The sequence below is a fragment of the Pseudomonas cremoricolorata DSM 17059 = NBRC 16634 genome, assembly GCF_000425745.1.
In the GTDB taxonomy this organism is placed as follows: domain Bacteria; phylum Pseudomonadota; class Gammaproteobacteria; order Pseudomonadales; family Pseudomonadaceae; genus Aquipseudomonas; species Aquipseudomonas cremoricolorata.
In genome coordinates this window covers 19,810-46,383 of record NZ_AUEA01000010.1, presented here as the reverse complement: position 1 = coordinate 46,383, position 26,574 = coordinate 19,810, and the positions used below count along the sequence as shown (strand labels likewise).

The following is a 26,574-nucleotide window of genomic DNA, read 5'->3' as shown; positions in this document are numbered from 1 at the left end:
AAACTGACTGGTATTACTCCTCCCTACGTGAAGCCACAGGAGGTATTACGCCCTCAAACGGGCGTAACAAATTGTCGACCTGTCTGGAGGTCATGCCTTTGCTCTCCAAAGGGATTACCTTATCAACATCTACCATTTGAATCCCTCGCTGACGAATATTATAAGCAATTCGATACCACCGACGATTCCACAGGGCTTCTTGGCTTTCTAATTGTTTTACTCGCTCACGCAATGCCAATAACTCGTCCCTCAGAGACTCGTCAGTATTTTCTGGCAAAGGTATCTCTTGCCCAGAAGAACGATAACCCTTGCCCTGCCGAACTATTTTTTTGGCAACATCATATGCCCCTTTGATGTCGTCTCTCGCCTGCAGTGCCTGGCGAGTGAAACCGGAAAACTCCTCAACGTCTCGCCAAGTCAGTTTCGCGTCAGAAGTCACGGAAGACAGGAACTGCAACACCCGCTCGACGTCCGACTCACTCATTTTCCGGTACTTCATTAGAGACCTCCTTCACCGGAATGTATTTAACCTCAGACCTATCCCTGTAACACGCCTCAGGGAGTGCACCGTAAAGCTCAACCACATAGTCATGAAACTTCACGCGATTTTCAATGTAATGACTATAGCCGACACGTACGCCTTTCTGTATTTCTTCGAACGCAACACCATCCAGCTGGCCGGTATTAATAAAATCTTCAATATCCTCATCTTCGAAAGAGACCCCCATCTCTGCAAGCTGCATTTGCTGCAAATGAAGCTTGGAATAAACATGTTTCTGCCATTGCCCATAAATTGAAACACCTTCAGAAACGGCTACAAACAACGTGAAGAAACTGTGAGCCATCTGGTGCTTTATCTCGCGAACAACCGAATCAGACGCCCCAACATCTTTTTCATCTGCACTAGGAATCACATAGATATATTTTTCGCACCCAGTGTCGCAGTCGAGATGCCGCGGACAGCCGCCTTGGTTCCACTGGTGCACGCAATGCCCGTTGCCGAGATCATGAACTGCCTTCACAGCTGATTTGAGAAAGGCCTCTCGCCTTTCAACAGGGACACGCATAGCCCGCTCAGCGATCACACCACCAGCCTGTCCAAGTTTTATTTGCTCTCGGATTTTTAAAGCCTTCTGCTCAGGTGTTATATGCTGATACGAAGCGGTATCTCGCCGATTTTTTCGGCCAAAAAACTCGGTCTGCATCAAATCAGGCAAATTCCCTTTATCCAATGCATCATTTAATGTGTGCCGAAAGTCATGAGATGTAAAGCGATCAGTAAGTGAAGCTCCTGCGTACTCATCAGCAAAACGGTGTATCTTCTTGAGAAAGTTTGAAAATGAAATGGCCGTTACCGTATTCACAACCCACTTTGCATAATGACCAGATGATGTACCCCTAAAGTTAAGCAAAAGCATATCCTTTAAAAAGTACTCCACACCATCCGCCACATATAATGGCGCAACAAAGACCGGATCATAATGAGAAGCACAATATTTAATCACGTCTTTTTTAAAAACGCTCCTCCTCCCAGCTAGCACCTCAGAGTGATTTCTAAAACAGCCACTACTGTCAAACATATTAGATGGCATTCCCATTTCGAGGAGACGCTCATAATAAAGTGGCTCATCGGGATCGACATCCGCAAGAAACCGAAGATCCGGCCCATTGACACGACACATTTCTTCTGCAACCGCGTAATACTCGGCGCTATTTTGCTCGACCTCTTCCAAGACACTTTCAACCAGCGGCACGACCCGCGAAATCAGTGGCACACGTTTCATGACGTACTGCGCACTACCTCTTTGCCCTTTTAGCACTAGATACTTGAAGTAAACACCACTTGAATCAACCTCAAGCTTTTGCCTGGGCAGCAAGGTAATCTCAGTTAACCGTCGCCCAGTACAGACCAGCAGCGTTATCACCAGGAGATAGATACGATATTTGTGACCAAATGGAACAGCTCGAATGAGCGCGCCAAGCGTTTGATAGGTGGACAGTGCTAACACACGACTAGACTTTTCGACTTTTACAGCAGGATCATCCAGCCTAATAGCTGATCGCCCCCCATGCGAATCTGGGCGCTTCATACCGGCGTATCGATAGTCACTCAAATGTGCCTTTGAAAGGCCATATTGTGAGCACCTATTAACGATTTCGTGCATGAGATTAAGGCGCTTATACACCTCAGATTCAGATGACGAACTATTTGAAATTGCTCGTGCTGCAGAGTCCAGAACTTCAGGAGTAAGCCTTTCCAACGGACGACCGGCAGCCGCGTTGCAAACGAAACCGAAAACAGTCAGAAACGTTCTATGGGACGAGACGCTCTTGTGTTGCTCTACCTCTCGTCTAACCACCATGAGCTTCGCGACATCCTCCCAGTCCTTCGGCAGAGGGCCGCCGCTCAAACAGACTGGATATGTGAAATCCAGCCTTACCGACCTGGTATTCTGGCCACGCTTCTTAAAGAGGGCCGCCGACAGCATCCAAGCTGACTTTTCCCACTCCACTTCCTCACCGAGTAGTACTGCCTGCCCCTTGGCCAGCTCAATCTGGCGTGCCAAATTCTTTTCCGGGCTAGAAGACTTATCAGGGTTGATAGTTGCCCGTGATTTTCGCCGCCCATATCGCCTGTTCATGCAACCACCCCCTGCTCCTCGCACATACGCACGACTTGACTGACCGCGTAGATAACATCCATGCGATGAGGCGCCCCTGGGCTGTTCTCACCGTTCCGCTGGTGAACTGCCAACAGCTTGTTAAGCAAGTAGCTATGCACAGGAGACTTATAGGGCCTGAACTTTGGACAGAGGTAGCAGGAAAGCGGAGGACTCAGCGTACACAGCTCCGATAGCCCGCAGCCCCCCGTTGCGATTGATGAACCTGGAAGGTCGGGATCTTGAGCTCGAACCTCACGATCAGACGCGATCAGTTTGGCAACCTGGCTGGGCTCGGCAGGTTTATGCCCCCTGAATACATCAACGTACTCCGCATACACCAAAGCTGCGGCCTTATCCAAATGCGGGAGCATCTTTGCAGCAGCATCGAAGTAGACATCCACATTTTGAGTATCGGTATGATCCAAAAATGCGGCGAGCTCCCGCCTAGTAGCCCCCAGTGCCGCGTACATCGTCGCAGATGTGTACCTGAACCGCCGGGTAGTCAGCCGCATACGCTCCCCGGTTAGAGGAGATATGAGATTCATTCGCTCAGCAAAATCCTGCAACAAGCGACAAAACTGACTGCTGTACATTTCGTAGGCTGAGCTGTATTCACCCCGCATCAGCCGGGTGCTATTAGGTTCCACTAGCCGGAATAATGATCGGTCACACTTAATAGGCTTGCCATTTACTTCTACGGTACTTGGCAACCCCTTATTCTGCTCAATAAGCTCAGTCACATAACGAACGTTTTCGCCTGAAATCGGCTCCTCAATAAAATCATGGCGGGCTGATCTAAACCCTTTCTTGATCCTTGGCATATTCAACACGAACCAAGGCTCGCTGGGGCTGTCGGCCAAATCGACCAAGTCCTGCTCCCACAAGGCCCGGTAGTTTGCGCTATTTCGCCCGTACGTCATAGACAGTGCTACTGCGGCGCGCTGTTGATAGTGCTCGAATTTAGTGCCCTTATCTCGCGACAAGGCATTGGCTATCAGAGGAACTTCAAAGGTTGAATGGAGAGCACCCTCCTCTTCGTCACTTGAACGAACAGCAGCCCCCTTGATATTCCCTGGAATTGAAAGCTGGTCTAACTCATGTGCATAGATTGGGCAGAACCCAAGTTCGGGATAGTACTCTGCCGCCCAAACATAAAAGCTAATCAACCGATAGGCTCTATGGAGCTTAAATTCAGCCCGCAGTTTCAACAACACATGATTTACCTGAGAAATCAAGGCCTCCTTGAAAATCTCAGGATGAACACAGGATGCTGACTTATTCAGAAAGTCACGAGGAGCCAACTCAGTAAATATGGATCTCCATGAATTATTACCTTCCATGCTGGACGTGGTTCTGGCGCGATAAATTAGATACTTTGTAGCCGCCCAACTCAAAATTGGGGAACAATGCCCCTCTAGTATCAGAACACCTCGCTCCGACTCAATCGGGAGATAACAACGCCCATTTGTTATCCTGGCCTCACGACCTTCTCGGGTGATAAATTTTTCAGGTATGGCCTCCCAGTCATTGTCCTGGATCAGAAGCCTGAGGTAATCAGTAGGCTCAGAATGGGACATCAGGGGCACTCCTAGAGGAAGCCATCTTCAGATGGTATTGCTTGAGGATTTCTCGACCTGCTTCCTGATAATCAATGTAAGTGTCCTGGGAGCCAGGGGCTGTATCACCGCGCAGATCCATCAGAATCTGCGTGATCTCGTCTTCAGGATGCCCCGCCTTTCGCAGATCCGTGTAGATCTGGTCGGTGAAGGTGTGTCGCAGTGCCTTGGTTGTCAGGTGCGGCGGGAGGGACTTGGGATAGCGGCTACGAAGACCGCTGCAGAGCTTTTGGAGCGCATCACTCGTCAAGGGCGAGCCCTCGTCGCTCAGCAGCAGGAATGGGGTGTCGGACGCCTTACCATGGCGCATGCACTTCTCGCGATGATCCATGATGTAGTCATCAAGCAGCATAGCGATACGAGGCGAGTCGAGCGGCAGCACCCGTCCAGCACGCTTCACGGACGGAGGTCTTTCACGAGGATCAGCTAAAGAGGGGCCTCGGCGGATAACGCGGATGGACGTGATGGAGCCAAATTCAATGTCACTGACTCTCAGGCTCAAAAGCTCACCAACACGCAGCCCCAAGAACAACATCAGCGTGATCGCAAGAAAGTTTCGCAGCTTTACCGTTCTGTCACGTCCGAAATCCGACCCGCCGTCTGGATCTAAAACATCCTGTAAGAACTGTGCCTGCTTGGCGGTCAGCCTCTTCTTTTTCTTGGAGGACGGCTCATTGTTCTGGCGAGCACTTAACAGATACTTAATAACAAAGTTTCTGTTTTCATTAATTAGATCTCGTTTGGCGTCAGACAACTCCTCCGTACTAACGACAACGTCAAAACACCAGCCGATATGATTAATAGCTGTTCCAATTCGCTTGTTCGCGGTATCTGGCGTCACCGCCAACTTGACGACCGTGGACTGCTGCTGTCGAGGGCGCCGAAGACACTCGACCAGACTACTGACTTCCGCCTCACTGAACCGCTTAGCCGAACGTATCCGTTCAAATAGGTCGATGCCTGCATGCTGAAACCAGCCATACATCACCGCTAGCTCGTTCATGTTACGGCTCAGCGAGTTGTAAGAAAGGTGCCGACGGACAAGCATCCATTCGCACGGGCCAGGGACAGGCAGGCCTTGCTCATCCAAGAGCATGGGCAACCGTTCTCCCGACTGCAAACGAACTGTCTCGACAACCATGCACCGACCTCCAATGTTTACATTTGGTTTAGTCGGCATCCCTAGCTTGTCAAAACCGTTTGTCCGCTTTCCTGAAGCTGCTTTACAAAATGCAGTGCAAAAAAAACCTGAGAATCTTTACAGAATCTCAGGCTTTCTTGTCCTATCTACTTGTATTTAAACAGCTTATGAAAAAACCTTTACAAAATAGACTTTATTCCGCCCTAGAACGGAATATCGTCATCGAAGCTGTCGAAGTCTGCCGCTGGCTGCTGCTGTTGCGCCGGCTGCTGGGCTGGACGCTGAGCCTGTTGCGGACGCGGGGCTTGCTGGCGAGGAGCCTGGTTGTATTGCTGCTGACCGTGATCCTGATTGTAGGAATCGCCGTTGTCACGCGGGGCCTGGGCGTTGCCACCGCCACCGCCGCTACCGCCCAACAGCTGCATGGTGCCGTTGATGTCGACGATGATCTCGGTGGTATAACGCTTGACGCCGTCCTTTTCCCACTCGCGGGTTTGCAGCTTGCCTTCGATGTAGCACTGCGAGCCTTTGCGCAGGTATTGACCGGCGATCTCGGCAACCTTGCCGAACAGCGACACGTTGTGCCACTCGGTGCGCTCGACCTTCTGCCCGGACTGCTTGTCGGTCCACTGCTCGCTGGTGGCCAGACGCAGGTTGGTCACGGCGTTACCGTTGGGCAGGTAGCGGGTTTGAGGATCCACGCCACAGGTCCCGACCAGAATGACTTTGTTAACCCCACGGGCCATAACGTTCTCCTAGGCTTCGCACGCCGCCGAGGGTGGGTTCACCAGCCGCTCGAGGGTCGCACGATCCAAAATTTTCGTATCCAGTTTGATGTAGATGGCAGCTTCGTCCGCCACCACCACGGCGTCGGTCACACCCGGCACGGCCATGAGGCGCTCGGCCAGCCCGGCATCACGGGTTGCCTCTGGCGTCAGCGGCATGCGCAGACTGGTGACATAAGGCGGTTCGTTCATGCCCAGCGCGCTGATCAACCACACGGCGCACAATACCGCACAGCCGATGAAAACCCCGTTCAGGCCACCATGCTGGAACAACCAGCCACCGAGAATGCCCCCCAGTGCAGCGCCAAGGAACTGGCTGGTGGAATACACCCCCATCGCCGTGCCTTTGCCACCTGCAGGTGACACCTTGCTGACCAGTGAAGGCAAGGACGCCTCCAGCAGGTTGAACGCCGTGAAGAATATCACGGTGCCAATCACCAGTCCGCGCAAGTTGTCAGCCCACTGCCAGAAAAACACTTCAACCAGCAGCAGCACACTCACCGCGCCAAGCAACACGCGCTTCATCTTGCGCTTCTTCTCGCCGTAGATGATGAAGGGCACCATTGCAAAAAATGAAACGAGCAACGCGGTCAGGTATACCCACCAGTGTTGCTCTTTAGGCAGCCCGCCGCGCTCGACGAACGCCAGCGGCAGGGCAATGAAGCTGGCCATGAGGATGGCATGGAGGATGAAAATGCTCACGTCCAGGCGCAGAAGGTCCGGATGGCGCAAGGTCGGGCCCAGGGCCTGGCGCGCGACGCCTGACTCGCGATGCTGCAGGGCGGTGTGTGCGTTGGGTACGACGAAGGCCACGATGCCCAGACCGATCACGGCAAGTCCTGCGGTGGCGAGGAAAAGACCTGACAAGCCGAAGGCACTTGTCAGCAACGGCCCGACGACCATCGCCACTGCGAACGACAGACCGATGCTCATGCCGATCATCGCCATGGCTTTGGTCCGATGCTGCTCACGGGTCAGATCCGACAACAACGCCATGACCGCCGCCGAGATCGCCCCGGCACCTTGCAGGATGCGCCCGGCAATCACACCCCAGATCGAATCGGCCTGGGCCGCCAGGATGCTGCCCAGGGCGAAGACCAGCAGCCCGAGGTAGATGACCGGACGCCGGCCGACGCGGTCGGAAATCATCCCGAATGGAATCTGCAGCACCGCCTGGGTCAGTCCGTAGGCACCGATCGCCAGGCCAATCAACGCAGGCGTTGCGCCAGCCAGGTCCATCCCATAGGTCGCCAGCACCGGCAGCACCATGAACATGCCCAGCATGCGAAAGGCAAAGACCAGGGCAAGGCCGCCTGCGGCGCGCGTTTCAGTGCCACTCATGCGGTCGCTATGGGTGTCGTGCATGGATAAACCTCGTGTGAACCGGCGGCGATTCTATCAGTCGGACGGCTTATGGGCATACACGCGACGCTTTGCCGCGTAATGGCACGGCGCCGTATACTTCTTCGTTTGTGCCCGCCAAGCGAGGCTGCAGTGGACAAGATCCTGATCCGTGGGGCGCGTACCCACAACCTGAAGAACATCGACCTGACCCTCCCGCGTGACAAACTGATCGTCATCACCGGCCTGTCCGGTTCGGGCAAGTCCTCCCTCGCCTTCGACACCCTCTATGCAGAGGGTCAGCGCCGCTACGTCGAGTCGCTGTCGGCCTACGCCCGGCAGTTCCTGTCGATGATGGAAAAACCTGATGTAGACACCATCGAAGGCCTCTCGCCGGCCATTTCCATCGAGCAGAAATCGACCTCGCACAACCCACGCTCGACCGTTGGCACCATCACCGAGATCTACGACTACCTGCGCCTGCTGTACGCCCGCGTCGGTACCCCGCGCTGCCCCGACCACGACATTCCACTCGAGGCACAGACTGTCAGCCAGATGGTCGACCTGGTGCTCGAGCGCCCAGAAGGCAGCAAGCTGATGCTGCTGGCGCCGGTGATCCGCGAGCGCAAGGGCGAGCACTTGGCCGTGTTCGACGAGCTGCGCGCGCAAGGCTTCGTCCGCGCGCGCATCAACGGCCGGCTGTACGAGATGGACGAGCTGCCCAAGCTCGACAAGCAGAAGAAGCACAGCATCGATGTGGTGGTTGATCGCTTCAAGGTTCGCGCCGACCTTCAGCAGCGTCTGGCCGAATCCTTCGAAACCGCACTGAAGCTGGCCGACGGGCTTGCCCTGGTGGCACCGATGGACGACGAGCAAGGCGAAGAAACCATTTTCTCCGCCCGCTTCGCCTGCCCAGTGTGCGGTCACTCGATCAGCGAACTCGAGCCCAAGCTCTTTTCCTTCAACAACCCGGCGGGTGCCTGCCCGACCTGCGACGGCCTGGGGGTCAAGCAATTCTTCGACGTCAAACGCCTGGTCAACAACGAGCTGACGCTGGCCGAAGGCGCGATACGTGGCTGGGACCGGCGCAACGTCTACTACTTCCAGATGCTCGGCTCGCTGGCCCAGCAATTCGGCTTCAGCCTGGATAAGCCGTTCGGCGAACTGTCTGCCGACCACCAGAAAGTCATCCTCCACGGCAGCGGCAAGAACAACGTCGATTTCAAATACCTGAACGACCGCGGCGATATCGTCAAGCGCTCGCACCCGTTCGAGGGCATCGTGCCCAACCTTGAACGCCGCTATCGGGAGACCGAGTCGAACACCGTACGTGAGGAGCTGGCCAAGTTCCTCGGCACCCAGCCCTGCCCTGACTGCCGCGGCACGCGTTTGCGCCGCGAAGCGCGTCACGTGTGGGTCGGGGAAAAGACCTTGCCGGCGGTGACCAACATGCCGATCGGCGACGCCAGTGGGTATTTCGCCGATCTGACCTTGACCGGTCGCCGGGGAGAAATCGCCGCCAAGATCCTCAAGGAAATCTGCGAACGCCTGCAGTTTCTGGTCAATGTCGGCCTGGATTACCTGACCCTGGATCGCAGTGCCGAGACGCTGTCGGGCGGCGAAGCCCAGCGCATTCGTCTGGCCAGCCAGATCGGCGCCGGCCTGGTCGGGGTCATGTACATCCTCGATGAACCGTCGATCGGCCTGCACCAGCGCGATAACGACCGTCTGCTGGGCACCCTCAACCACCTGCGCGATCTCGGTAACACAGTGATCGTCGTCGAGCACGATGAGGACGCCATCCGGCTTGCCGATTACGTGGTCGACATCGGTCCTGGCGCGGGCGTCCACGGCGGCCAGATCGTTGCCGAGGGCACGCCTGACGAGGTCATGGCACACCCTGATTCGCTGACGGGCAAATACCTGTCGGGCCGCAAGAAGATCGTCGTGCCGGCCAAGCGTACCCCGCGCAACAAGAAGCTCTCGCTCAAGCTCAAAGGCGCGCGCGGCAATAACTTGCAGAACGTCGATCTGGAAGTACCCATCGGTCTGCTGACCTGCGTGACCGGGGTTTCCGGTTCAGGCAAGTCGACGCTGATCAACAACACGCTGTATCCCTTGGCCGCCGCGGCGCTCAACGGCACCACCAGCCTGGAGGCCGCTGCCCACACGAGCATGGACGGGCTGCAGCACCTGGATAAAGTGGTCGATATCGATCAAAGCCCGATCGGTCGCACCCCGCGCTCCAACCCGGCCACCTACACCGGCATCTTCACCCCTATTCGCGAGTTGTTCTCCGGCGTGCCGGAAGCGCGTTCGCGCGGGTATGGCCCGGGGCGCTTCTCGTTCAACGTCAAGGGCGGTCGCTGCGAGGCCTGCCAGGGCGATGGTCTGATCAAGGTCGAGATGCACTTCCTGCCCGATATCTACGTGCCGTGCGACGTGTGCAAGAGCAAGCGCTACAACCGCGAGACGCTGGAGATCAAGTACAAGGGCAAGAACATCCACGAGGTGCTGGAGATGACCATCGAGGATGCTCGGGAATTCTTCGATGCGGTTCCGGCGCTGGCGCGCAAGCTGCAAACGCTGATGGATGTGGGTTTGTCTTACATCAAGCTGGGACAGTCGGCCACTACCCTGTCGGGCGGTGAGGCGCAGCGGGTCAAGCTGTCGCGCGAGCTGTCCAAACGCGATACGGGCAAGACGCTGTACATCCTCGATGAGCCGACCACAGGTCTGCACTTTGCCGACATTCAGCAGTTGCTCGACGTGTTGCACCGTCTGCGCGATCACGGCAATACCGTGGTGGTGATCGAGCACAACCTGGATGTCATCAAAACCGCCGACTGGCTGGTCGATCTGGGCCCTGAGGGTGGTTCCAAAGGTGGTCAGATCATCGCCTGCGGCACGCCTGAAGAGCTGGCCAAGCATAAGCAGTCGTATACCGGCCACTATCTCAAGCCTCTGCTGGAACGCGACCGCGAATAGGTTTTTTCGAGGCATTGAAAAGCCCCGCCAGTTCGCACTGGCGGGGCTTTTGTTACAACGGATGCTTTTTACATCTGCGATTGCAGGTAGTTCTGCAGACCGATGGACTTGATCAGGCCTTGCTGTTTTTCCAACCAGTAGGTGTGATCTTCCTCGGTATCGGCCAGCTGCGCACGAAGAATGTCGCGGCTGATGTAGTCCTTGTGCAGCTCACACAGCTCGATGCCTTTGCACAGTGCTGCGCGGACTTTGTACTCCAGGCGCAGGTCCGAGGCGATCATCTCTGGCACGGTGGTGCCGACATCGAGATCATCCGGACGCATGCGCGGCGTACCCTCAAGCATGAGGATACGGCGCATCAGGGCGTCAGCGTGCTGAGCCTCTTCTTCCATTTCGTGATTGATACGTTCATAGAGCTTGCTCAGGCCCCAGTCTTCGTACATGCGCGAGTGAATGAAGTATTGATCACGTGCTGCCAGCTCGCCCGTCAGCAACGTGTTGAGATAATCGATAACGTCCGGGTGACCTAACATCGACGTGGTGCTCCCTCAGTGATAGCGGTAATGCGCATAGTGTGAACCAGGGCATCGAGCAGGTCACTGAAAAAAGACCAAAACATGCAAAAAAGCGAGCAAACAGAAGTGATATTCATTGAAAAACCGCCCAAATGAGGGCGGTTCTTCTTAGCATTACGACTTAGCTGAAATTACCACCCAAGGCTTTTGCAACTCCGGCCCCATAGTGTGGATCGGCCTCGTGGAAGTACTGCAACTGCCGTTGGATGACATCCTCACTGACACCCTGCATCGCACCGGCAATGTTGCTCACCAGCAGCGCTTGCTGCTCAGGGCTCATCAGACGGAACAACGCGCCGGCGTGGCTGAAATAATCGCCATCGATGCGGTGGTCATGGCGATCAGCCGTACCGTGCAGCGCGAGCGATGGCTCGGCGTGTTGCGGCGATTGCTTGGGCGCATCCTGGTAGCTGTTGGGCTCGTAATTCGGTGCAGCACCGTAGGCACCCATCGCCATCGAACCATCACGCTGATAGCTGTTGACCGGGCTGCGCGATGCGTTCACAGGCAATTGCTGGTGATTGGTACCCACGCGGTAGCGATGCGCATCGGCATAGGCGAAAACCCGGCCCTGTAGCATGCGATCTGGCGACAAGCCGACTCCCGGCACCATGTTACTGGGCCCGAACGTGGCCTGCTCGACTTCAGCGAAGTAGTTGAGCGGGTTGCGGTTGAGCTCCAGCACGCCGACTTCGATCAACGGAAACTCTTTCTGCGACCAGGTCTTGGTGACATCGAACGGGTTCTCCGAACGCTGCGCAGCCTGCTCTTCGCTCATCACCTGAATGCACGCCGTCCACTTGGGGAAGTCGCCACGCTCAATGGCTTCGAACAGGTCACGCTGCGCGTAATCAGGGTCACTGCCTGCCAGGCGAGCGGCTTGTTCACCTGAAAGATTCTTGATGCCTTGCTGGGTCTTGAAATGCCATTTGACCCACGTACGCTGGCCTTGTGCATTGATCAGGCTGTACGTGTGGCTGCCAAAGCCGTGCATATGCCGGTAACCGTCCGGAAGACCGCGGTCCGAGAACAGGATGGTGACCTGATGCAGCGCTTCAGGCGAGTGCGACCAGAAGTCCCACATCATCTGGGCATTCTTCAGGTTGGTCTGCGGATGGCGCTTCTGCGTGTGAATAAAGTCGGGAAACTTCAATGGATCACGTATGAAGAACACCGGCGTGTTATTCCCCACGATGTCCCAGTTGCCTTCCTCGGTGTAGAACTTGAGGGCGAACCCGCGCGGATCGCGTTCGGTGTCCGCAGAGCCACGCTCGCCACCTACCGTGGAGAAACGCAGGAAGGTTTCGGTCTGCTTGCCAATATGGCCGAAGAGCCGGGCACTGGTGTAGCGAGTGATATCCGCAGTGACGGTGAATGTGCCATAGGCACCTGAACCTTTGGCATGAACACGGCGCTCAGGAATGTTTTCACGATTGAAGTGAGCCAGCTTCTCGATGAGGTGGAAATCATCGAGCAACAGCGGGCCGCGTGCACCCGCCGAACGGGAATTCTGATTGTCGCTTACGGGGGCACCGCTTGCGGTAGTGAGGATCTTGGTCATGGGCTCTCCTTATCGAACGGCTTTGCCGGCTTGTCGGCTTGGAGAGGATTATGCAAAGACATGCCTGCTAGATCTAATTGATTGACCCTGGGCTTTCGATAGACGAAACACATAACTGCAGGCATAAAAAAACCGGGCACTAGGCCCGGTTCTTTTTTGCAGACTGACGTCTTATTCAGCAGCTTCTACAGCGCCGCCGACAGGACGATCAACCAGCTCGACGTACGCCATAGGCGCGTTGTCGCCAGCGCGGAAACCGCACTTCAGGATACGCAGGTAGCCACCCTGGCGGGTTGCATAGCGCTTGCCCAGGTCGTTGAACAGTTTGCCAACGATAGCTTTCGAACGAGTGCGGTCGAAGGCCAGACGACGGTTAGCAACGCTGTCTTCCTTGGCCAGAGTGATCAGCGGCTCGGCAACGCGGCGCAGTTCTTTGGCTTTCGGCAGGGTAGTTTTGATCAGCTCGTGCTCGAACAGCGACACCGCCATGTTCTGGAACATAGCTTTGCGGTGAGAGCTGGTACGGCTCAGGTGACGTCCACTTTTACGATGACGCATGATTCATTCCTTACCAAACACTACGTTCGGTGATTACGACGATCAGGCAGTCGCCTTGTCGTCTTTCTTAAGGCTTGCAGGCGGCCAGTTGTCGAGGCGCATGCCGAGAGACAAACCACGGGAAGCCAGGACGTCCTTGATTTCAGTCAGGGACTTCTTGCCCAGGTTCGGAGTCTTCAACAACTCTACTTCGGTACGCTGAATCAGGTCGCCGATGTAGTAGATGTTCTCCGCCTTCAGGCAGTTGGCCGAACGTACGGTCAGTTCCAGGTCGTCTACCGGGCGCAGCAGGATCGGATCGATCTCGTCTTCCTGCTCAACCACTACCGGCTCACTGTCACCTTTGAGGTCGACGAACGCAGCCAACTGCTGTTGCAGAATGGTTGCAGCGCGGCGGATAGCCTCTTCAGGGTCCAGAGTACCGTTGGTTTCCAGATCAATGACCAGCTTGTCCAGGTTGGTACGCTGTTCAACACGGGCGTTTTCGACCACATAGGCGATACGACGCACAGGGCTGAACGAAGCGTCCAACTGCAAACGGCCAATGCTGCGGCTCTCGTCTTCATCACTCTGACGGGAGTCGGCTGGCTCGTAACCGCGACCACGAGCTACGGTGAGCTTCATGTTCAAGGCGCCATTCGACGCCAGGTTAGCGATTACGTGATCGGGGTTGACGATCTCGACATCATGATCCAGCTGAATATCGGCAGCGGTAACCACCCCCGAACCCTTTTTCGACAAGGTCAGCGTAACTTCGTCACGACCGTGCAGCTTGATGGCCAGACCTTTCAGGTTCAACAGGATTTCAATGACATCTTCCTGTACACCTTCGATCGCGGAGTACTCATGGAGTACGCCCTCGATCTCGGCCTCGACCACTGCACAGCCAGGCATAGAGGACAACAGGATGCGACGCAGCGCGTTGCCCAGGGTATGGCCGAAACCACGCTCGAGAGGCTCGAGCGTAATCTTGGCGCGGGTTGGACTGACAACCTGCACATCGATGTGGCGGGGTGTCAGGAACTCATTTACCGAAATCTGCATGGATGCACCTATTTTCTAGCCCTTACTTGGAGTAGAGCTCGACAATCAGGTTTTCGTTGATGTCGGCGGACAGGTCGCTGCGAGCAGGAACGTTCTTGAAAACGCCCGACTTTTTGGCAGCATCCACGTCAACCCACTCAACGCGGCCACGCTGGGCGCACAGTTCAAGGGCTTGAACAATGCGCAGCTGGCTCAGCGACTTCTCGCGAACCGAGACCACGTCACCCGGACGAACTTGGTAGGATGGAATGTTTACGGTTTTACCGTTGACGCTGATCGCTTTGTGCGAAACCAGCTGACGAGATTCGGAACGGGTAGAACCGAAGCCCATACGGTAAACGACGTTATCCAGACGGCATTCGAGCAGTTGCAGCAGGTTCTCACCGGTGGCACCTTTTTTCGAGGCTGCCGCTTGGTAGTAACCGCGGAACTGACGCTCCAGAACACCGTAGATACGACGAACTTTCTGTTTCTCGCGCAGCTGGGTACCGTAGTCGGACTGACGGCCACGGCGCTGGCCGTGGATACCTGGGGCTGCTTCGATGTTGCACTTCGATTCCAGAGCGCGAACGCCGCTCTTCAGGAACAGGTCAGTGCCTTCACGGCGAGACAGTTTGCATTTTGGACCAATGTAACGTGCCATTTATCTGTCTCCTGATTACACGCGGCGCTTCTTCGGCGGACGGCACCCGTTATGCGGGATTGGCGTCACGTCGGTGATGCTGGCGATCTTGTAGCCGCAGCTGTTCAAAGCACGAACGGCGGACTCACGACCTGGACCTGGACCCTTGACGTTGACGTCGAGGTTCTTAAGACCGTATTCCAGCGCAGCTTGACCAGCACGTTCGGCAGCGATCTGAGCAGCGAACGGGGTGGATTTGCGCGAACCACGGAAACCGGAACCACCGGAGGTCGCCCAGGACAAAGCATTGCCCTGACGGTCGGTGATGGTCACGATAGTGTTGTTGAAAGACGCGTGGATGTGGGCGATGCCATCAACCACTGTCTTTTTGACTTTCTTACGAGGACGAGCAGCAGGTTTTGCCATGTCTATATTCCTGGGCGATTACTTGCGGATCGGCTTACGCGGGCCCTTACGGGTGCGTGCGTTGGTCTTGGTGCGCTGACCGCGAACCGGCAGACCTTTACGATGGCGCAGACCGCGGTAGCAGCCCAGGTCCATCAAGCGTTTGATCTTCATGTTGATGTCACGACGCAGGTCACCTTCGGTGGTGAACTTCGCGACTTCGCCACGCAGAACTTCGATTTGCTCGTCGCTCAGATCTTTGATCTTTGCGGCGGGGTTGACGCCAGCGTCTGCACAGATTTTCTGCGCAGTAGTGCGACCGACACCATAGATGTAGGTCAGCGAGATAACAGTATGCTTGTTATCTGGAATGTTTACGCCTGCAATACGGGCCATTCAGTGGGACTCCAATTGACAGCTACCTACGCCCCGGAAGCCAAGAAATAGGGCGCGAGATAATATCGCTGTAGAAACGATTAATCAACCCAGCAGCACACTAGCTGCTGGGTTTACAGCGCAATCACACTCAGCCTTGGCGCTGCTTGTGACGCGGTTCCGCGCTGCAGATCACTCGTACGACGCCTTCGCGACGAATAATCTTGCAGTTGCGGCACAGCTTTTTCACCGATGCACGAACTTTCATTACCGACTCCTCGACCTTAGGGGCTAATCAGCGCAGCAGACTGCTGCCGCCATAGCCTTTCAGGTTGGCTTTCTTCATCAGGGATTCGTACTGGTGCGAAACGAGGTGCGATTGTACTTGGGACATGAAGTCCATCACAACCACTACCACAATCAGCAACGAGGTCCCGCCAAGGTAGAACGGCACGTTTGCAGCCACCACCAGGAACTGGGGCAGAAGGCACACGGCCATCATGTATAGAGCACCGAACATGGTCAAACGGGTCAGGACGCCATCAATGTAGCGTGCCGACTGCTCACCAGGACGGATACCCGGAATAAAGGCACCGGACTTCTTCAGGTTTTCCGCTACGTCTTTCGGATTGAACATCAGCGCTGTGTAGAAGAAGCAGAAGAAAATGATCCCTGCACTAAACAGCAAGATGTTCAACGGCTGACCAGGAGCGATCGACTGCGAGATGTCCTGCAGCCAGCCCATACCTTCGGACTGACCGAACCAGGCACCCAGCGAAGCCGGGAACAGCAGAATGCTGCTGGCGAAAATGGCTGGGATAACCCCTGCCATGTTCACCTTGAGCGGCAAGTGGCTGGTCTGCGCAGCGAAGACCTTGCGGCCCTGCTGACGCTTGGCGTAATGAACGGCGATACGCCGCTGACCACGCTCAATGAACACCACGAAACCGATGATCGCTACTGCCAGCAACCCGATTGCGACCAAGGCGAAAATGTTGATATCGCCGGTACGCGCAGACTCGAAAGACTGCCCGATTGCTCTCGGAAGACCGGCAACGATACCTGCGAAGATCAACATCGAGATACCGTTGCCCACACCGCGCTCGGTGATCTGCTCACCCAGCCACATCATGAACATTGCGCCGGCCACGAAAGTGGACACCGCAACGACATGGAAGCCGAGGCCTACAGAAAACGCCACGCCCTGGTTAGCCAGGCCAATGGACATGCCAATGGCCTGGACCAACGCCAGGATTACAGTGAGGTAGCGGGTGTACTGGCTAATCTTGCGACGGCCAGCTTCACCTTCCTTCTTCAACTGCTCCAGCTGTGGGCTGACTGCGGTCATGAGCTGCATGATGATCGATGCCGAAATGTACGGCATGATCCCCAGTGCAAAGATGCTCATGCGCTCCAGCGCACCACCGGAAAACATGTTGAACAAGCTAAGAATGGTCCCCTCATTCTGCCGAAACAGATCCGCGAGACGGTCAGGATTGATGCCGGGAACCGGGATATGCGCGCCGATCCGGTAGACGATGATCGCCAAGAACAGAAAGCGCAGACGAGCCCAGAGTTCCGACATCCCGCCCTTACCGAGCGAAGAGAGAGCACCTTGCTTAGCCATTTATTCCTCGAATTTGCCGCCAGCTGCTTCGATAGCCGCACGCGCACCTTTGGTGGCTGCGATACCCTTGATGGTGACTGCACGAGTGACTTCGCCAGACAGCATGATTTTCACACGCTGTACGTTCTGGTTGATCACGTTGGCATCCTTCAAGGACTGCACGGAGACGACGTCGCCTTCCACTTTGGCCAGCTCGGACAGACGCACTTCAGCGCGATCCATGGCTTTCAGGGAAACGAAACCGAACTTCGGCAGACGACGGTGCAACGGCTGTTGACCACCCTCGAAGCCTGGAGCAATGGTGCCACCGGAACGGGAGGTCTGACCTTTGTGGCCACGGCCGCCAGTCTTACCCAGACCGCTACCGATACCACGACCCGGACGATGCTTCTCGCGACGGGAACCCGGCGCTGGACTCAGATCATTGAGTTTCATCGATTAACCCTCGACCTTCAGCATGTAGTAAGCCTTGTTGATCATCCCGCGGTTCTCGGGAGTATCCTGGACTTCTACAGTGTGACCGATGCGACGCAGACCCAAGCCTTTAACACACAGTTTGTGGTTAGGCAGACGGCCGGCGGTGCTTTTGATCAGCGTTACTTTTACGGTTGCCATGATCAGATGATCTCCTCGACGCTCTTGCCGCGCTTGGCAGCAATGGATTCAGGAGATTGCATGGCTTTCAGACCCTTGAAGGTGGCGTAAACCACGTTCACTGGGTTGGTCGAACCGTAGCACTTGGCCAGAACGTTCTGGACACCAGCAACTTCCAGTACGGCACGCATTGCGCCGCCGGCGATGATACCAGTACCTTCCGAGGCAGGCTGCATGTAGACCTTCGAGGCGCCGTGGGCAGCCTTGGTGGCGTACTGCAGGGTGGTGCCCTTCAGATCAACCTGGATCATGTTGCGACGAGCAGCTTCCATGGCTTTCTGGATCGCAGCAGGAACTTCGCGCGATTTGCCACGGCCAAAACCAACACGGCCTTTGCCATCACCTACCACGGTCAGCGCGGTGAAGGTGAAGATACGGCCGCCTTTGACGGTTTTAGCTACGCGGTTAACCTGAACCAGCTTCTCGATGTAGCCTTCGTCGCGCTTTTGATCGTTATTTGCCATAACTTAGAACTCCAGCCCGCCTTCACGAGCAGCATCAGCCAGCGCTTTGACGCGGCCGTGGTACTTGAAGCCGGAACGGTCAAAGGCAACTTGAGATACACCGGCGGCTTTCGCACGCTCAGCGACCAGCTTGCCAACCTTAGTGGCCGCGTCGATGTTGCCGGTGGCGCCATCACGCAGGTCTTTGTCCAAGGTAGAGGCGCTTGCCAGAACCTTGCTGCCGTCGGCCGAAATGACCTGGGCATAGATGTGCTGCGACGAACGGAACACGCAGAGGCGCACGACTTCGAGTTCGTGCATTTTCAGGCGTGCTTTGCGAGCGCGACGCAGTCGAATAACTTTTTTGTCGGTCATTTGCTAGGCCCTACTTCTTCTTGGCTTCTTTACGACGGACGACTTCGTCCGCGTAACGCACACCTTTGCCTTTGTACGGCTCTGGCGGACGGAAGTCGCGGATTTCAGCGGCCACCTGACCCACCAGCTGCTTGTCGATACCCTTGATCAGGATGTCGGTCTGGCTTGGGGTTTCAGCGGTGATGCCGGCTGGAAGTTCGTAGTCAACTGGGTGAGAGAAGCCCAGGGCCAGGTTCAGGACGGTGCCTTTGGCCTGTGCCTTGTAACCAACACCGACCAGCTGGAGCTTACGCTCGAAGCCTTGGCTTACGCCTTGGACCATGTTGTTCACCAGAGCGCGGGTAGTACCGGCCATGGCGCGAGCTTGCTGGTCACCATTGCGAGCGACGAAACGCAGCTCACCAGACTCTTCGGTAACTTCAACAGACGAGTGAACGTTCAGTTCGAGAGTGCCCTTGGCACCCTTCACCGAAAGCTGCTGGCCGGCGAATTTGACTTCGACGCCTGATGGCAGCTTAACGGGGTTCTTAGCGACGCGAGACATGCCTATCCCCCCTTAGAACACAGTGCAAAGCACTTCGCCGCCAACACCGGCAGCCCGCGCAGCACGATCCGTCATCACACCTTTGTTGGTGGAGACGATGGATACGCCCAGACCGCCACGAACTTTCGGCAGGTCAGAAACGGATTTGTACTGGCGCAGGCCTGGACGGCTGGAGCGCTTCAGTTCCTCGATGACCGGACGGCCTTCGAAGTACTTCAGTTCAAGGGAGAGAGAAGGCTTGGCCTCACCGGTGACTTGGTAGCCAGCGATGTAACCTTCGTCCTTCAGAACTTTGGCAACCGCAACCTTCAACGTCGAAGAAGGCATGCTCACGACTGACTTCTCAGCCATCTGGGCATTACGGATGCGAGTTAGCATGTCCGCTAACGGGTCCTGCATACTCATGGGCTAGATGCTCCTGATACAAGAATTATTAGCCTTGCGGCTATCACAACCACCTGAGCGGACAGGGCAAAAGACCCGGGCCCAGGTGAGCCGGTCATTCTAGACACAAGACAAAAACGAAACAAGCCCCACGAGGGGGCTTGTTTCGCTGCAGGTTTACCGGCGGTCGGAAGGTTGCCCCTCCGGCGCCTTGGTACAACCTCGCGGGATTACCAGCTGGCCTTGACCAGACCTGGTACATCACCACGCATTGCAGCTTCGCGCAGCTTGTTACGACCCAGACCGAACTTACGGTAGACACCGTGAGGACGACCGGTCAGACGGCAGCGGTTACGCAGACGCGCGGCGCTGGCATCACGAGGCTGCTTCTGCAGAGCGACAACGGCGGCAAAACGCTCTTCAGGAGAAGCGTTCAGGTCGACGATGGTCGCTTTCAGCGCAGCACGCTTCTTGGCGAATTTAGCGACCATGAGCTGACGCTTCAGCTCGCGGTTTTTCATGCTCTTCTTGGCCATTTTCCTACTCCAATCAGTTGCGGAACGGGAATTTGAATGCACGCAGCAGAGCGCGGCCTTCGTCATCCGAACGAGCAGTGGTGGTCAGGGTAATGTCCAAACCGCGCAGAGCATCGATCTTGTCGTAATCGATTTCCGGGAAGATGATCTGCTCTTTCACGCCCATGCTGTAGTTGCCACGACCATCGAAGGACTTGGCATTCAGGCCGCGGAAGTCGCGGACCCGCGGCAGGGAGATCGCCAGCAGGCGGTCCAGGAACTCGTACATCTTGTCGCTACGCAGGGTCACTTTGACACCGATCGGCCATCCTTCGCGGACTTTGAAGCCAGCGATGGATTTACGAGCGAAAGTCACAACCGGCTTTTGGCCAGTGATCTTTTCCAGGTCGGCCACAGCGTGCTCGATGACTTTCTTGTCGCCGATCGCTTCGCCCAGACCCATGTTCAGGGTGATCTTGGTAACGCGAGGAACTTCCATCACGTTCGAAAGCTTAAGTTCGTCCTTAAGCTTGGGAGCGATTTCGTTCCGGTAAATCTCTTTCAGTCGTGCCATGGTCTTCTACCTAGCAGTGTTCAAGCATCAACCGCTTTTTGGGTCGACTTGAAGACACGAATTTTCTTACCGTCTTCTACTTTGAAACCAACGCGATCAGCCTTGTTGGTTTCACCGTTGAAGATGGCAACGTTGGAAGCGTGCAGAGGCGCTTCTTTTTCGACGATACCGCCCTGAACGCCCGCCATCGGGTTAGGCTTGGTATGACGCTTGACCAGGTTCAGACCGCTAACGACCAGACGGTCGTCAGCGAGAACCTTCAGCACCTTACCGCGCTTACCTTTGTCTTTGCCGGCGATCACGATGATCTCGTCGTCACGACGAATCTTTTGCATGTCGGATCTCCTTAGAGCACTTCAGGGGCGAGCGAAACGATCTTCATGAACTTCTCGGTACGAAGTTCACGGGTCACTGGCCCGAAGATGCGAGTGCCGATCGGCTCTTGCTTGGTGTTCAGCAGAACAGCAGCATTACCGTCGAAACGAATGATGGAACCGTCAGCGCGACGTACACCGTGACGGGTACGAACGACAACGGCGGTCATCACTTGGCCTTTTTTGACCTTACCGCGAGGAATTGCTTCCTTGACGGTAACCTTGATGATGTCACCGATGCCAGCGTAACGGCGGTGCGAACCACCGAGTACCTTGATGCACATGACGCGACGAGCGCCGCTGTTATCGGCCACATCGAGCATGGATTGAGTCTGAATCATAAAATTTCTCCGACCCCTAGCCCTTAGACTTCAACAGCGCGTTCGAGGACTTCAACCAGTGCCCAGGACTTGGTCTTGGCCAGCGGACGGGTTTCGGTAATGGAAACCTTGTCGCCGATTTTGCACTGGTTGGTTTCGTCGTGCGCGTGCAGCTTAGTCGAACGCTTAACGTATTTACCGTAGATCGGGTGCTTGACGCGACGCTCGATCAGAACGGTGATGGTCTTGTCCATTTTGTCGCTGACGACACGGCCAGTCAGCGTACGGACGGTTTTTTCAGCTTCAGCCATGATCACTTACCTGCCTGCTGGTTGAGCACAGTTTTCACGCGAGCGATGTCACGCTTAACTTGCGAGAGCAGGTGCGACTGCCCCAACTGGCCAGTTGCTTTCTGCATGCGCAGATTGAACTGGTCGCGCAGCAGGCCGAGCAGTTGCTCGTTCAGCTGCTGTGCCGATTTTTCACGAAGTTCATTCGCTTTCATCACATCACCGTCCGCTTAACAAAGGAGGTGGCGAGAGGCAGCTTTGCAGCAGCCAGAGCAAATGCTTCGCGCGCCAGCTCTTCAGAAACACCCTCGATCTCGTACAGGACTTTGCCTGGCTGGATCTGGGCAACCCAGTACTCCACGGAACCCTTACCTTTACCCATACGCACCTCGAGAGGCTTCTTGGTAACCGGCTTGTCCGGGAATACACGGATCCAGATCTTGCCGCCACGTTTTACGTGACGGGTCAGCGCACGACGCGCCGACTCGATCTGACGGGCGGTAAGACGACCGCGAGCAACAGCTTTCAGAGCGAACTCGCCGAAGCTGACTTTGCTACCGCGCAGTGCCAGACCACGGTTGTGGCCAGTCATCTGCTTGCGGAATTTTGTACGCTTAGGTTGCAACATTTGGCGTACCCCTTACTTAGCAGCTTTTTTACGAGGCGCTGGTGCTTGAGGCTTCAGCTCTTCTTGGCGACCACCAATTACTTCGCCTTTGAAGATCCAAACCTTCACACCGATCACACCGTAGGTGGTGTGAGCTTCGTAGGTGTTGTAGTCGATATCGGCACGCAGGGTGTGCAGAGGCACACGACCTTCGCGATACCACTCGGTACGTGCGATCTCGGCACCGCCGAGACGACCGCTCACCTGGATCTTGATGCCCTTGGCACCAATACGCATGGCGTTCTGCACGGCGCGCTTCATGGCGCGACGGAACATAACGCGGCGCTCCAGCTGCTGAGCTACGCTTTGCGCAACCAGCATGGCGTCGAGTTCCGGCTTGCGGATCTCTTCGATGTTGATGTGCACAGGCACACCCATCTGCTTGGTCAGGTCCTGACGCAGCTTCTCTACATCCTCACCCTTCTTGCCGATAACGATACCGGGACGAGCGGTGTGGATGGTGATGCGTGCAGTTTGTGCCGGACGATGAATATCGATACGGCTCACGGACGCGCTTTTTAGTTTGTCTTGGAGGTACTCACGCGTTTTCAGATCCTTCAACAGGTAATCTGCGTAAGTCGCACCGTCTGCATACCAGACGGAGGTGTGCTCCTTGACGATTCCCAGGCGAATGCCAGTGGGATGTACTTTCTGACCCATCTGATCGACTCCGTTACTTGTCCGCAACCTTGACAGTGATATGGCAAGACCGCTTGACGATGCGATCAGCGCGGCCTTTGGCACGCGGCATGATGCGCTTCAGCGAACGCCCTTCGTTGACGAAAACGGTGGAGACCTTAAGGTCATCAACGTCTGCGCCTTCGTTGTGTTCGGCGTTGGCAACGGCCGACTCGAGGACTTTCTTCATGATTTCAGCGGCTTTTTTGCTGCTGAAGGCCAACAGGTTGAGCGCTTCGCCCACCTTCTTCCCGCGGATCTGGTCGGCGACCAAGCGGGCTTTCTGGGCGGAGATTCGAGCGCCCGACAACTTAGCGGCTACTTCCATTTCCTTACCCCTTAACGCTTGGCTTTCTTGTCAGCCACGTGCCCACGATAAGTGCGGGTACCGGCGAACTCGCCCAGTTTGTGGCCGACCATGTCTTCGTTCACGAGAACGGGGACGTGTTGGCGACCGTTGTGTACCGCGATGGTCAGACCGACCATTTGTGGCAGGATCATGGAACGGCGCGACCAGGTTTTAACTGGCTTGCGATCGTTCTTCTCCACCGCCACTTCGACCTTCTTCAACAGGTGAAGATCGATAAAAGGACCTTTTTTCAGAGAACGTGGCACTGTCGTATCCCTCTAGTTACTTGCGACGACGGACGATCATATTGTCGGTACGCTTATTACCACGGGTTTTCGCACCCTTGGTTGGGAAGCCCCATGGCGATACCGGATGACGACCACCGGAGGTACGACCTTCACCACCACCATGCGGGTGGTCAACCGGGTTCATGGCAACACCACGAACGGTTGGGCGAACGCCACGCCAGCGTTTGGCACCTGCTTTACCCAGCGAACGCAGGCTGTGCTCGGAGTTCGAGACTTCGCCCAGGGTCGCACGGCATTCAGCCAGTACTTTACGCATCTCACCAGAACGAAGACGCAGGGTCACGTACACGCCTTCACGAGCGATCAGCTGAGCCGAAGCACCAGCGGAACGAGCGATCTGGGCGCCTTTGCCCGGCTTCAGTTCGACACCATGAATGGTGCTACCAACTGGAATGTTACGCAGCTGCAGCGAGTTACCGGCCTTGATTGGGGCCAGGGAACCTGCGATCAGCTGGTCGCCAGCGCTCACACCTTTCGGTGCGATGATGTAGCGACGCTCGCCGTCTGCATAGCACAGCAGGGCGATGTGAGCAGTACGGTTTGGATCGTATTCGATACGCTCGACAGTGGCCGGAATGCCATCTTTGTCGTTGCGACGGAAGTCGACCATACGGTAGTGCTGCTTATGACCACCACCAACGTGACGCGTGGTGATGCGGCCATTGTTGTTACGACCACCAGACTTCGATTTCTTCTCGAGCAGCGGTGCGTGAGGAGCGCCTTTGTGCAGCTCCTTGTTGACCACCTTGACCACGAAACGGCGGCCAGGGGAAGTCGGTTTGCATTTAACGATTGCCATGATGCACCCCTTCCTTACTCAGCACTGCTGCTGAAATCGAGATCTTGGCCTGGCTGAAGGGAGACGATCGCCTTCTTCCAGTCATTACGCTTGCCCAGACCACGTGCGGTACGCTTGGTTTTACCCAGAACGTTGACAGTCGACACGTTTTCAACTTTTACGTTGAACAGGCCTTCGACAGCTTTCTTGATTTCCAGCTTGGTTGCATCGGTAGCAACCTTGAATACGAACTGGCCTTTCTTCTCAGCCAGAACGGTAGCCTTCTCGGAAACGTGCGGGCCAAGGAGGACTTTGAATACGCGTTCCTGGTTCATCCCAGCAGCTCCTCGAATTTCTTCACGGCCGAGACAGTGATCAACACTTTCTCGTATGCGATCAGACTGACCGGATCGGAACCTTGTACGTCACGAACATCGACGTGCGGCAGGTTACGAGCAGCCAGGTACAGGTTCTGATCAACAGCGTCGGAAACGATCAGTACGTCGTTCAGACCCATGCCGTTCAGCTTGTTCAGCAGATCTTTGGTTTTCGGTGCTTCGACAGCGAAGTCCTGAACCACGACCAGACGGTCGCTACGCACGAGCTCGGAGAGGATGGAGCGCAGAGCTGCGCGGTACATCTTCTTGTTGAGCTTCTGCGAGTGATCTTGAGGGCGAGCTGCGAAGGTGACACCACCGCCACGCCAGATCGGACCACGAGTGGTACCAGCACGAGCACGGCCAGTACCCTTCTGACGCCATGGGCGCTTACCGCCACCTGCTACGTCGGAACGGGTCTTCTGTTGCTTGGTGCCCTGACGGCCGCCGGCCATGTAGGCCACGACTGCTTGGTGAACCAGCGTCTCGTTGAATTCGCCACCGAAAGTCAGTTCGGAAACTTCGATCGCCTGAGCGTCATTTACATTGAGTTGCATGTCAGTTTCCCCTTAACCGCGAGCCTTGACAGCTGGACGTACAACCACGTCGCCGCCAGTAGCGCCTGGAACGGCACCCTTGACGAGCAGCAGATTGCGCTCAGCGTCTACGCGAACAACTTCCAGGGACTGAACAGTCACGCGCTCGGCGCCCATGTGACCGGACATTTTCTTGCCCTTGAACACACGACCAGGAGTCTGGCACTGGCCGATGGAGCCTGGGACACGGTGCGACACGGAGTTACCGTGGGTGTTGTCCTGACCACGGAAGTTCCAGCGCTTGATGGTACCGGCGAAGCCTTTACCTTTGGACTGACCAGTAACGTCTACCAGCTGGCCTGCAGTGAAGAGTTCAGCTTTGATCGAGTCGCCAGCCTGGAAATCGCCTTCTTCAAGACGGAACTCCCAGACACCGCGACCAGCGGCAACGTTTGCTTTAGCGAAGTGACCTGCCTGAGCAGCGGTCACGCGCGAGGCGCGACGCTCGCCGACAGTGACTTGCACTGCACGGTAGCCATCGGTTTCTTCAGTCTTGAACTGGGTGACGCGATTCGGCTCGATCTCAATGACCGTGACCGGAATGGAGACACCTTCTTCGGTGAAAACGCGGGTCATACCGCATTTACGACCGACTACACCAATAGTCATGTTGTAACCTCATGAGTGTACGGGGCTTTCACCCGCTATGGCCGCCCATTTCAGAGCGTTACACGGACAAGACCGGAGTCTTAGCCGAGGCTGATCTGTACTTCCACACCTGCCGCAAGATCGAGCTTCATCAGCGCGTCAACGGTTTTATCCGTTGGCTGGACGATGTCCAGAACACGCTTATGAGTGCGAATCTCGTACTGGTCACGCGCGTCTTTGTTGACGTGCGGGGAGACCAGAACGGTGAAACGCTCTTTACGGGTAGGCAGTGGAATTGGACCACGCACTTGTGCACCAGTACGTTTCGCGGTTTCCACGATTTCCTGGGTGGATTGGTCGATCAGGCGATGGTCGAAAGCCTTCAACCTGATACGGATTTGCTGATTTTGCATTGGATTTCAGACTCCAGGCTGTTCCCAACGGACGCACTACGCCCGC

General features: G+C 55.9%; 37 protein-coding genes. 1 reads left to right on the top strand and 36 read right to left on the bottom strand.

What is annotated here, in order from left to right:
- Window positions 1-13 precede the first annotated feature (13 nt).
- From H618_RS0112760 to H618_RS0112730, 6 genes are all read right to left on the bottom strand, one after another.
- Window positions 14-499, bottom strand: coding sequence for a hypothetical protein (locus H618_RS0112760; protein ID WP_028695426.1), 486 nt, complete (start codon window positions 497-499; stop codon window positions 14-16).
- Window positions 477-2,642 (bottom strand): hypothetical protein, encoded by a 2,166-nt coding sequence (locus tag H618_RS22775; protein ID WP_154660659.1) that lies wholly within the window; start codon window positions 2,640-2,642, stop codon window positions 477-479. Before H618_RS22775 ends, H618_RS0112760 begins: the two co-directional genes overlap by 23 nt.
- Window positions 2,639-4,240, bottom strand: coding sequence for a hypothetical protein (locus H618_RS0112745; protein ID WP_154660658.1), 1,602 nt, complete (start codon window positions 4,238-4,240; stop codon window positions 2,639-2,641). The genes H618_RS22775 and H618_RS0112745 overlap by 4 nt, the downstream gene beginning before the upstream one ends.
- On the bottom strand, window positions 4,227-5,420 hold the full coding sequence (locus tag H618_RS21655) for a site-specific integrase (protein ID WP_050577304.1): 1,194 nt from the start codon (window positions 5,418-5,420) through the stop codon (window positions 4,227-4,229). Before H618_RS21655 ends, H618_RS0112745 begins: the two co-directional genes overlap by 14 nt.
- 203 nt (window positions 5,421-5,623) lie before the next feature.
- Window positions 5,624-6,166 carry a single-stranded DNA-binding protein gene (gene ssb / locus H618_RS0112735; protein ID WP_028695422.1) on the bottom strand — a complete coding sequence of 181 codons (543 nt, stop codon included), beginning with the start codon at window positions 6,164-6,166 and terminating at the stop codon, window positions 5,624-5,626.
- 9 nt (window positions 6,167-6,175) lie between these two features.
- Window positions 6,176-7,570, bottom strand: coding sequence for an MFS transporter (locus tag H618_RS0112730; RefSeq protein ID WP_028695421.1), 1,395 nt, complete (start codon window positions 7,568-7,570; stop codon window positions 6,176-6,178).
- A gap of 129 nt (window positions 7,571-7,699) precedes the next feature.
- Between H618_RS0112730 and uvrA the strand changes: the two genes are divergently transcribed.
- Window positions 7,700-10,534: an excinuclease ABC subunit UvrA gene (gene uvrA, locus H618_RS0112725; protein ID WP_028695420.1), complete on the top strand. Its 2,835-nt coding sequence runs from the start codon at window positions 7,700-7,702 to the stop codon at window positions 10,532-10,534.
- Between the two features lie 68 nt (window positions 10,535-10,602).
- Here uvrA and bfr read toward each other — a convergent pair whose 3' ends face one another.
- From bfr to rpsJ, 30 genes are all read right to left on the bottom strand, one after another.
- Window positions 10,603-11,067, bottom strand: a complete 465-nt coding sequence (gene bfr, locus H618_RS0112720; protein ID WP_028695419.1) for a bacterioferritin — start codon at window positions 11,065-11,067, stop codon at window positions 10,603-10,605.
- A 163-nt stretch (window positions 11,068-11,230) separates the two neighbouring features.
- Window positions 11,231-12,670 (bottom strand): catalase, encoded by a 1,440-nt coding sequence (locus H618_RS0112715; RefSeq protein WP_028695418.1) that lies wholly within the window; start codon window positions 12,668-12,670, stop codon window positions 11,231-11,233.
- Window positions 12,671-12,841: 171 nt separating this feature from the next.
- Entirely contained in the window at window positions 12,842-13,228 is a 387-nt protein-coding gene (gene rplQ, locus H618_RS0112710) for a 50S ribosomal protein L17 (RefSeq protein WP_028695417.1), read from the bottom strand.
- A gap of 42 nt (window positions 13,229-13,270) precedes the next feature.
- A complete protein-coding gene (locus H618_RS0112705) occupies window positions 13,271-14,272 on the bottom strand; it encodes a DNA-directed RNA polymerase subunit alpha (protein ID WP_028695416.1) in 1,002 nt (333 codons plus the stop codon).
- A 22-nt stretch (window positions 14,273-14,294) separates the two neighbouring features.
- Window positions 14,295-14,915 (bottom strand): 30S ribosomal protein S4, encoded by a 621-nt coding sequence (gene rpsD, locus H618_RS0112700; protein ID WP_028695415.1) that lies wholly within the window; start codon window positions 14,913-14,915, stop codon window positions 14,295-14,297.
- Window positions 14,916-14,930: 15 nt separating this feature from the next.
- Window positions 14,931-15,320: a 30S ribosomal protein S11 gene (gene rpsK, locus H618_RS0112695; protein WP_003255454.1), complete on the bottom strand. Its 390-nt coding sequence runs from the start codon at window positions 15,318-15,320 to the stop codon at window positions 14,931-14,933.
- A gap of 18 nt (window positions 15,321-15,338) precedes the next feature.
- Entirely contained in the window at window positions 15,339-15,695 is a 357-nt protein-coding gene (rpsM, locus tag H618_RS0112690; protein ID WP_028695414.1) for a 30S ribosomal protein S13, read from the bottom strand.
- Window positions 15,696-15,825: 130 nt separating this feature from the next.
- Entirely contained in the window at window positions 15,826-15,942 is a 117-nt protein-coding gene (gene rpmJ / locus H618_RS0112685; RefSeq protein ID WP_002555468.1) for a 50S ribosomal protein L36, read from the bottom strand.
- Window positions 15,943-15,969: 27 nt separating this feature from the next.
- A complete protein-coding gene (secY, locus tag H618_RS0112680; RefSeq protein WP_028695413.1) occupies window positions 15,970-17,301 on the bottom strand; it encodes a preprotein translocase subunit SecY in 1,332 nt (443 codons plus the stop codon).
- Window positions 17,302-17,736, bottom strand: a complete 435-nt coding sequence (gene rplO / locus H618_RS0112675; RefSeq protein WP_028695412.1) for a 50S ribosomal protein L15 — start codon at window positions 17,734-17,736, stop codon at window positions 17,302-17,304.
- Between the two features lie 3 nt (window positions 17,737-17,739).
- Entirely contained in the window at window positions 17,740-17,916 is a 177-nt protein-coding gene (rpmD, locus tag H618_RS0112670; RefSeq protein ID WP_028690238.1) for a 50S ribosomal protein L30, read from the bottom strand.
- Window positions 17,917-17,918: 2 nt separating this feature from the next.
- Window positions 17,919-18,419: a 30S ribosomal protein S5 gene (rpsE, locus tag H618_RS0112665; RefSeq protein WP_023382626.1), complete on the bottom strand. Its 501-nt coding sequence runs from the start codon at window positions 18,417-18,419 to the stop codon at window positions 17,919-17,921.
- A gap of 3 nt (window positions 18,420-18,422) precedes the next feature.
- Complete coding sequence (gene rplR, locus H618_RS0112660; RefSeq protein ID WP_003255467.1) at window positions 18,423-18,773, bottom strand: 50S ribosomal protein L18; 351 nt, start codon at window positions 18,771-18,773, stop codon at window positions 18,423-18,425.
- A gap of 10 nt (window positions 18,774-18,783) precedes the next feature.
- On the bottom strand, window positions 18,784-19,317 hold the full coding sequence (gene rplF / locus H618_RS0112655) for a 50S ribosomal protein L6 (RefSeq protein WP_003255469.1): 534 nt from the start codon (window positions 19,315-19,317) through the stop codon (window positions 18,784-18,786).
- Between the two features lie 12 nt (window positions 19,318-19,329).
- Entirely contained in the window at window positions 19,330-19,722 is a 393-nt protein-coding gene (gene rpsH, locus H618_RS0112650) for a 30S ribosomal protein S8 (protein ID WP_028695411.1), read from the bottom strand.
- A gap of 209 nt (window positions 19,723-19,931) precedes the next feature.
- Complete coding sequence (gene rpsN, locus H618_RS0112645; RefSeq protein WP_028695410.1) at window positions 19,932-20,237, bottom strand: 30S ribosomal protein S14; 306 nt, start codon at window positions 20,235-20,237, stop codon at window positions 19,932-19,934.
- 13 nt (window positions 20,238-20,250) lie between these two features.
- Window positions 20,251-20,790 carry a 50S ribosomal protein L5 gene (gene rplE / locus H618_RS0112640; protein WP_023535025.1) on the bottom strand — a complete coding sequence of 180 codons (540 nt, stop codon included), beginning with the start codon at window positions 20,788-20,790 and terminating at the stop codon, window positions 20,251-20,253.
- Window positions 20,791-20,810: 20 nt separating this feature from the next.
- Window positions 20,811-21,125, bottom strand: coding sequence for a 50S ribosomal protein L24 (gene rplX / locus H618_RS0112635; protein WP_028695409.1), 315 nt, complete (start codon window positions 21,123-21,125; stop codon window positions 20,811-20,813).
- Between the two features lie 11 nt (window positions 21,126-21,136).
- The gene (gene rplN / locus H618_RS0112630; protein ID WP_008089810.1) at window positions 21,137-21,505 is read right to left on the bottom strand and encodes a 50S ribosomal protein L14; all 369 of its coding nucleotides are present in this window, start codon (window positions 21,503-21,505) and stop codon (window positions 21,137-21,139) included.
- 23 nt (window positions 21,506-21,528) lie between these two features.
- Window positions 21,529-21,795 carry a 30S ribosomal protein S17 gene (gene rpsQ / locus H618_RS0112625; RefSeq protein ID WP_023534981.1) on the bottom strand — a complete coding sequence of 89 codons (267 nt, stop codon included), beginning with the start codon at window positions 21,793-21,795 and terminating at the stop codon, window positions 21,529-21,531.
- 2 nt (window positions 21,796-21,797) lie between these two features.
- A complete protein-coding gene (gene rpmC / locus H618_RS0112620) occupies window positions 21,798-21,989 on the bottom strand; it encodes a 50S ribosomal protein L29 (protein ID WP_002555481.1) in 192 nt (63 codons plus the stop codon).
- Complete coding sequence (rplP, locus tag H618_RS0112615) at window positions 21,989-22,402, bottom strand: 50S ribosomal protein L16 (RefSeq protein WP_009397508.1); 414 nt, start codon at window positions 22,400-22,402, stop codon at window positions 21,989-21,991. Before rplP ends, rpmC begins: the two co-directional genes overlap by 1 nt.
- A 12-nt stretch (window positions 22,403-22,414) precedes the next feature.
- The gene (gene rpsC / locus H618_RS0112610; RefSeq protein ID WP_003255481.1) at window positions 22,415-23,101 is read right to left on the bottom strand and encodes a 30S ribosomal protein S3; all 687 of its coding nucleotides are present in this window, start codon (window positions 23,099-23,101) and stop codon (window positions 22,415-22,417) included.
- 13 nt (window positions 23,102-23,114) lie between these two features.
- On the bottom strand, window positions 23,115-23,447 hold the full coding sequence (gene rplV, locus H618_RS0112605; protein ID WP_003103908.1) for a 50S ribosomal protein L22: 333 nt from the start codon (window positions 23,445-23,447) through the stop codon (window positions 23,115-23,117).
- An 11-nt stretch (window positions 23,448-23,458) separates the two neighbouring features.
- Window positions 23,459-23,734, bottom strand: coding sequence for a 30S ribosomal protein S19 (rpsS, locus tag H618_RS0112600; protein WP_003255482.1), 276 nt, complete (start codon window positions 23,732-23,734; stop codon window positions 23,459-23,461).
- A gap of 16 nt (window positions 23,735-23,750) precedes the next feature.
- Window positions 23,751-24,575, bottom strand: coding sequence for a 50S ribosomal protein L2 (gene rplB / locus H618_RS0112595; protein WP_028695408.1), 825 nt, complete (start codon window positions 24,573-24,575; stop codon window positions 23,751-23,753).
- Between the two features lie 14 nt (window positions 24,576-24,589).
- Window positions 24,590-24,889: a 50S ribosomal protein L23 gene (gene rplW, locus H618_RS0112590; protein WP_003255484.1), complete on the bottom strand. Its 300-nt coding sequence runs from the start codon at window positions 24,887-24,889 to the stop codon at window positions 24,590-24,592.
- The gene (gene rplD, locus H618_RS0112585; RefSeq protein WP_009397517.1) at window positions 24,886-25,488 is read right to left on the bottom strand and encodes a 50S ribosomal protein L4; all 603 of its coding nucleotides are present in this window, start codon (window positions 25,486-25,488) and stop codon (window positions 24,886-24,888) included. The genes rplW and rplD overlap by 4 nt, the downstream gene beginning before the upstream one ends.
- A 12-nt stretch (window positions 25,489-25,500) precedes the next feature.
- Entirely contained in the window at window positions 25,501-26,136 is a 636-nt protein-coding gene (rplC, locus tag H618_RS0112580; protein ID WP_028695407.1) for a 50S ribosomal protein L3, read from the bottom strand.
- A gap of 80 nt (window positions 26,137-26,216) precedes the next feature.
- Window positions 26,217-26,528: a 30S ribosomal protein S10 gene (gene rpsJ, locus H618_RS0112575; RefSeq protein ID WP_003186070.1), complete on the bottom strand. Its 312-nt coding sequence runs from the start codon at window positions 26,526-26,528 to the stop codon at window positions 26,217-26,219.
- Window positions 26,529-26,574: the final 46 nt, after the last annotated feature.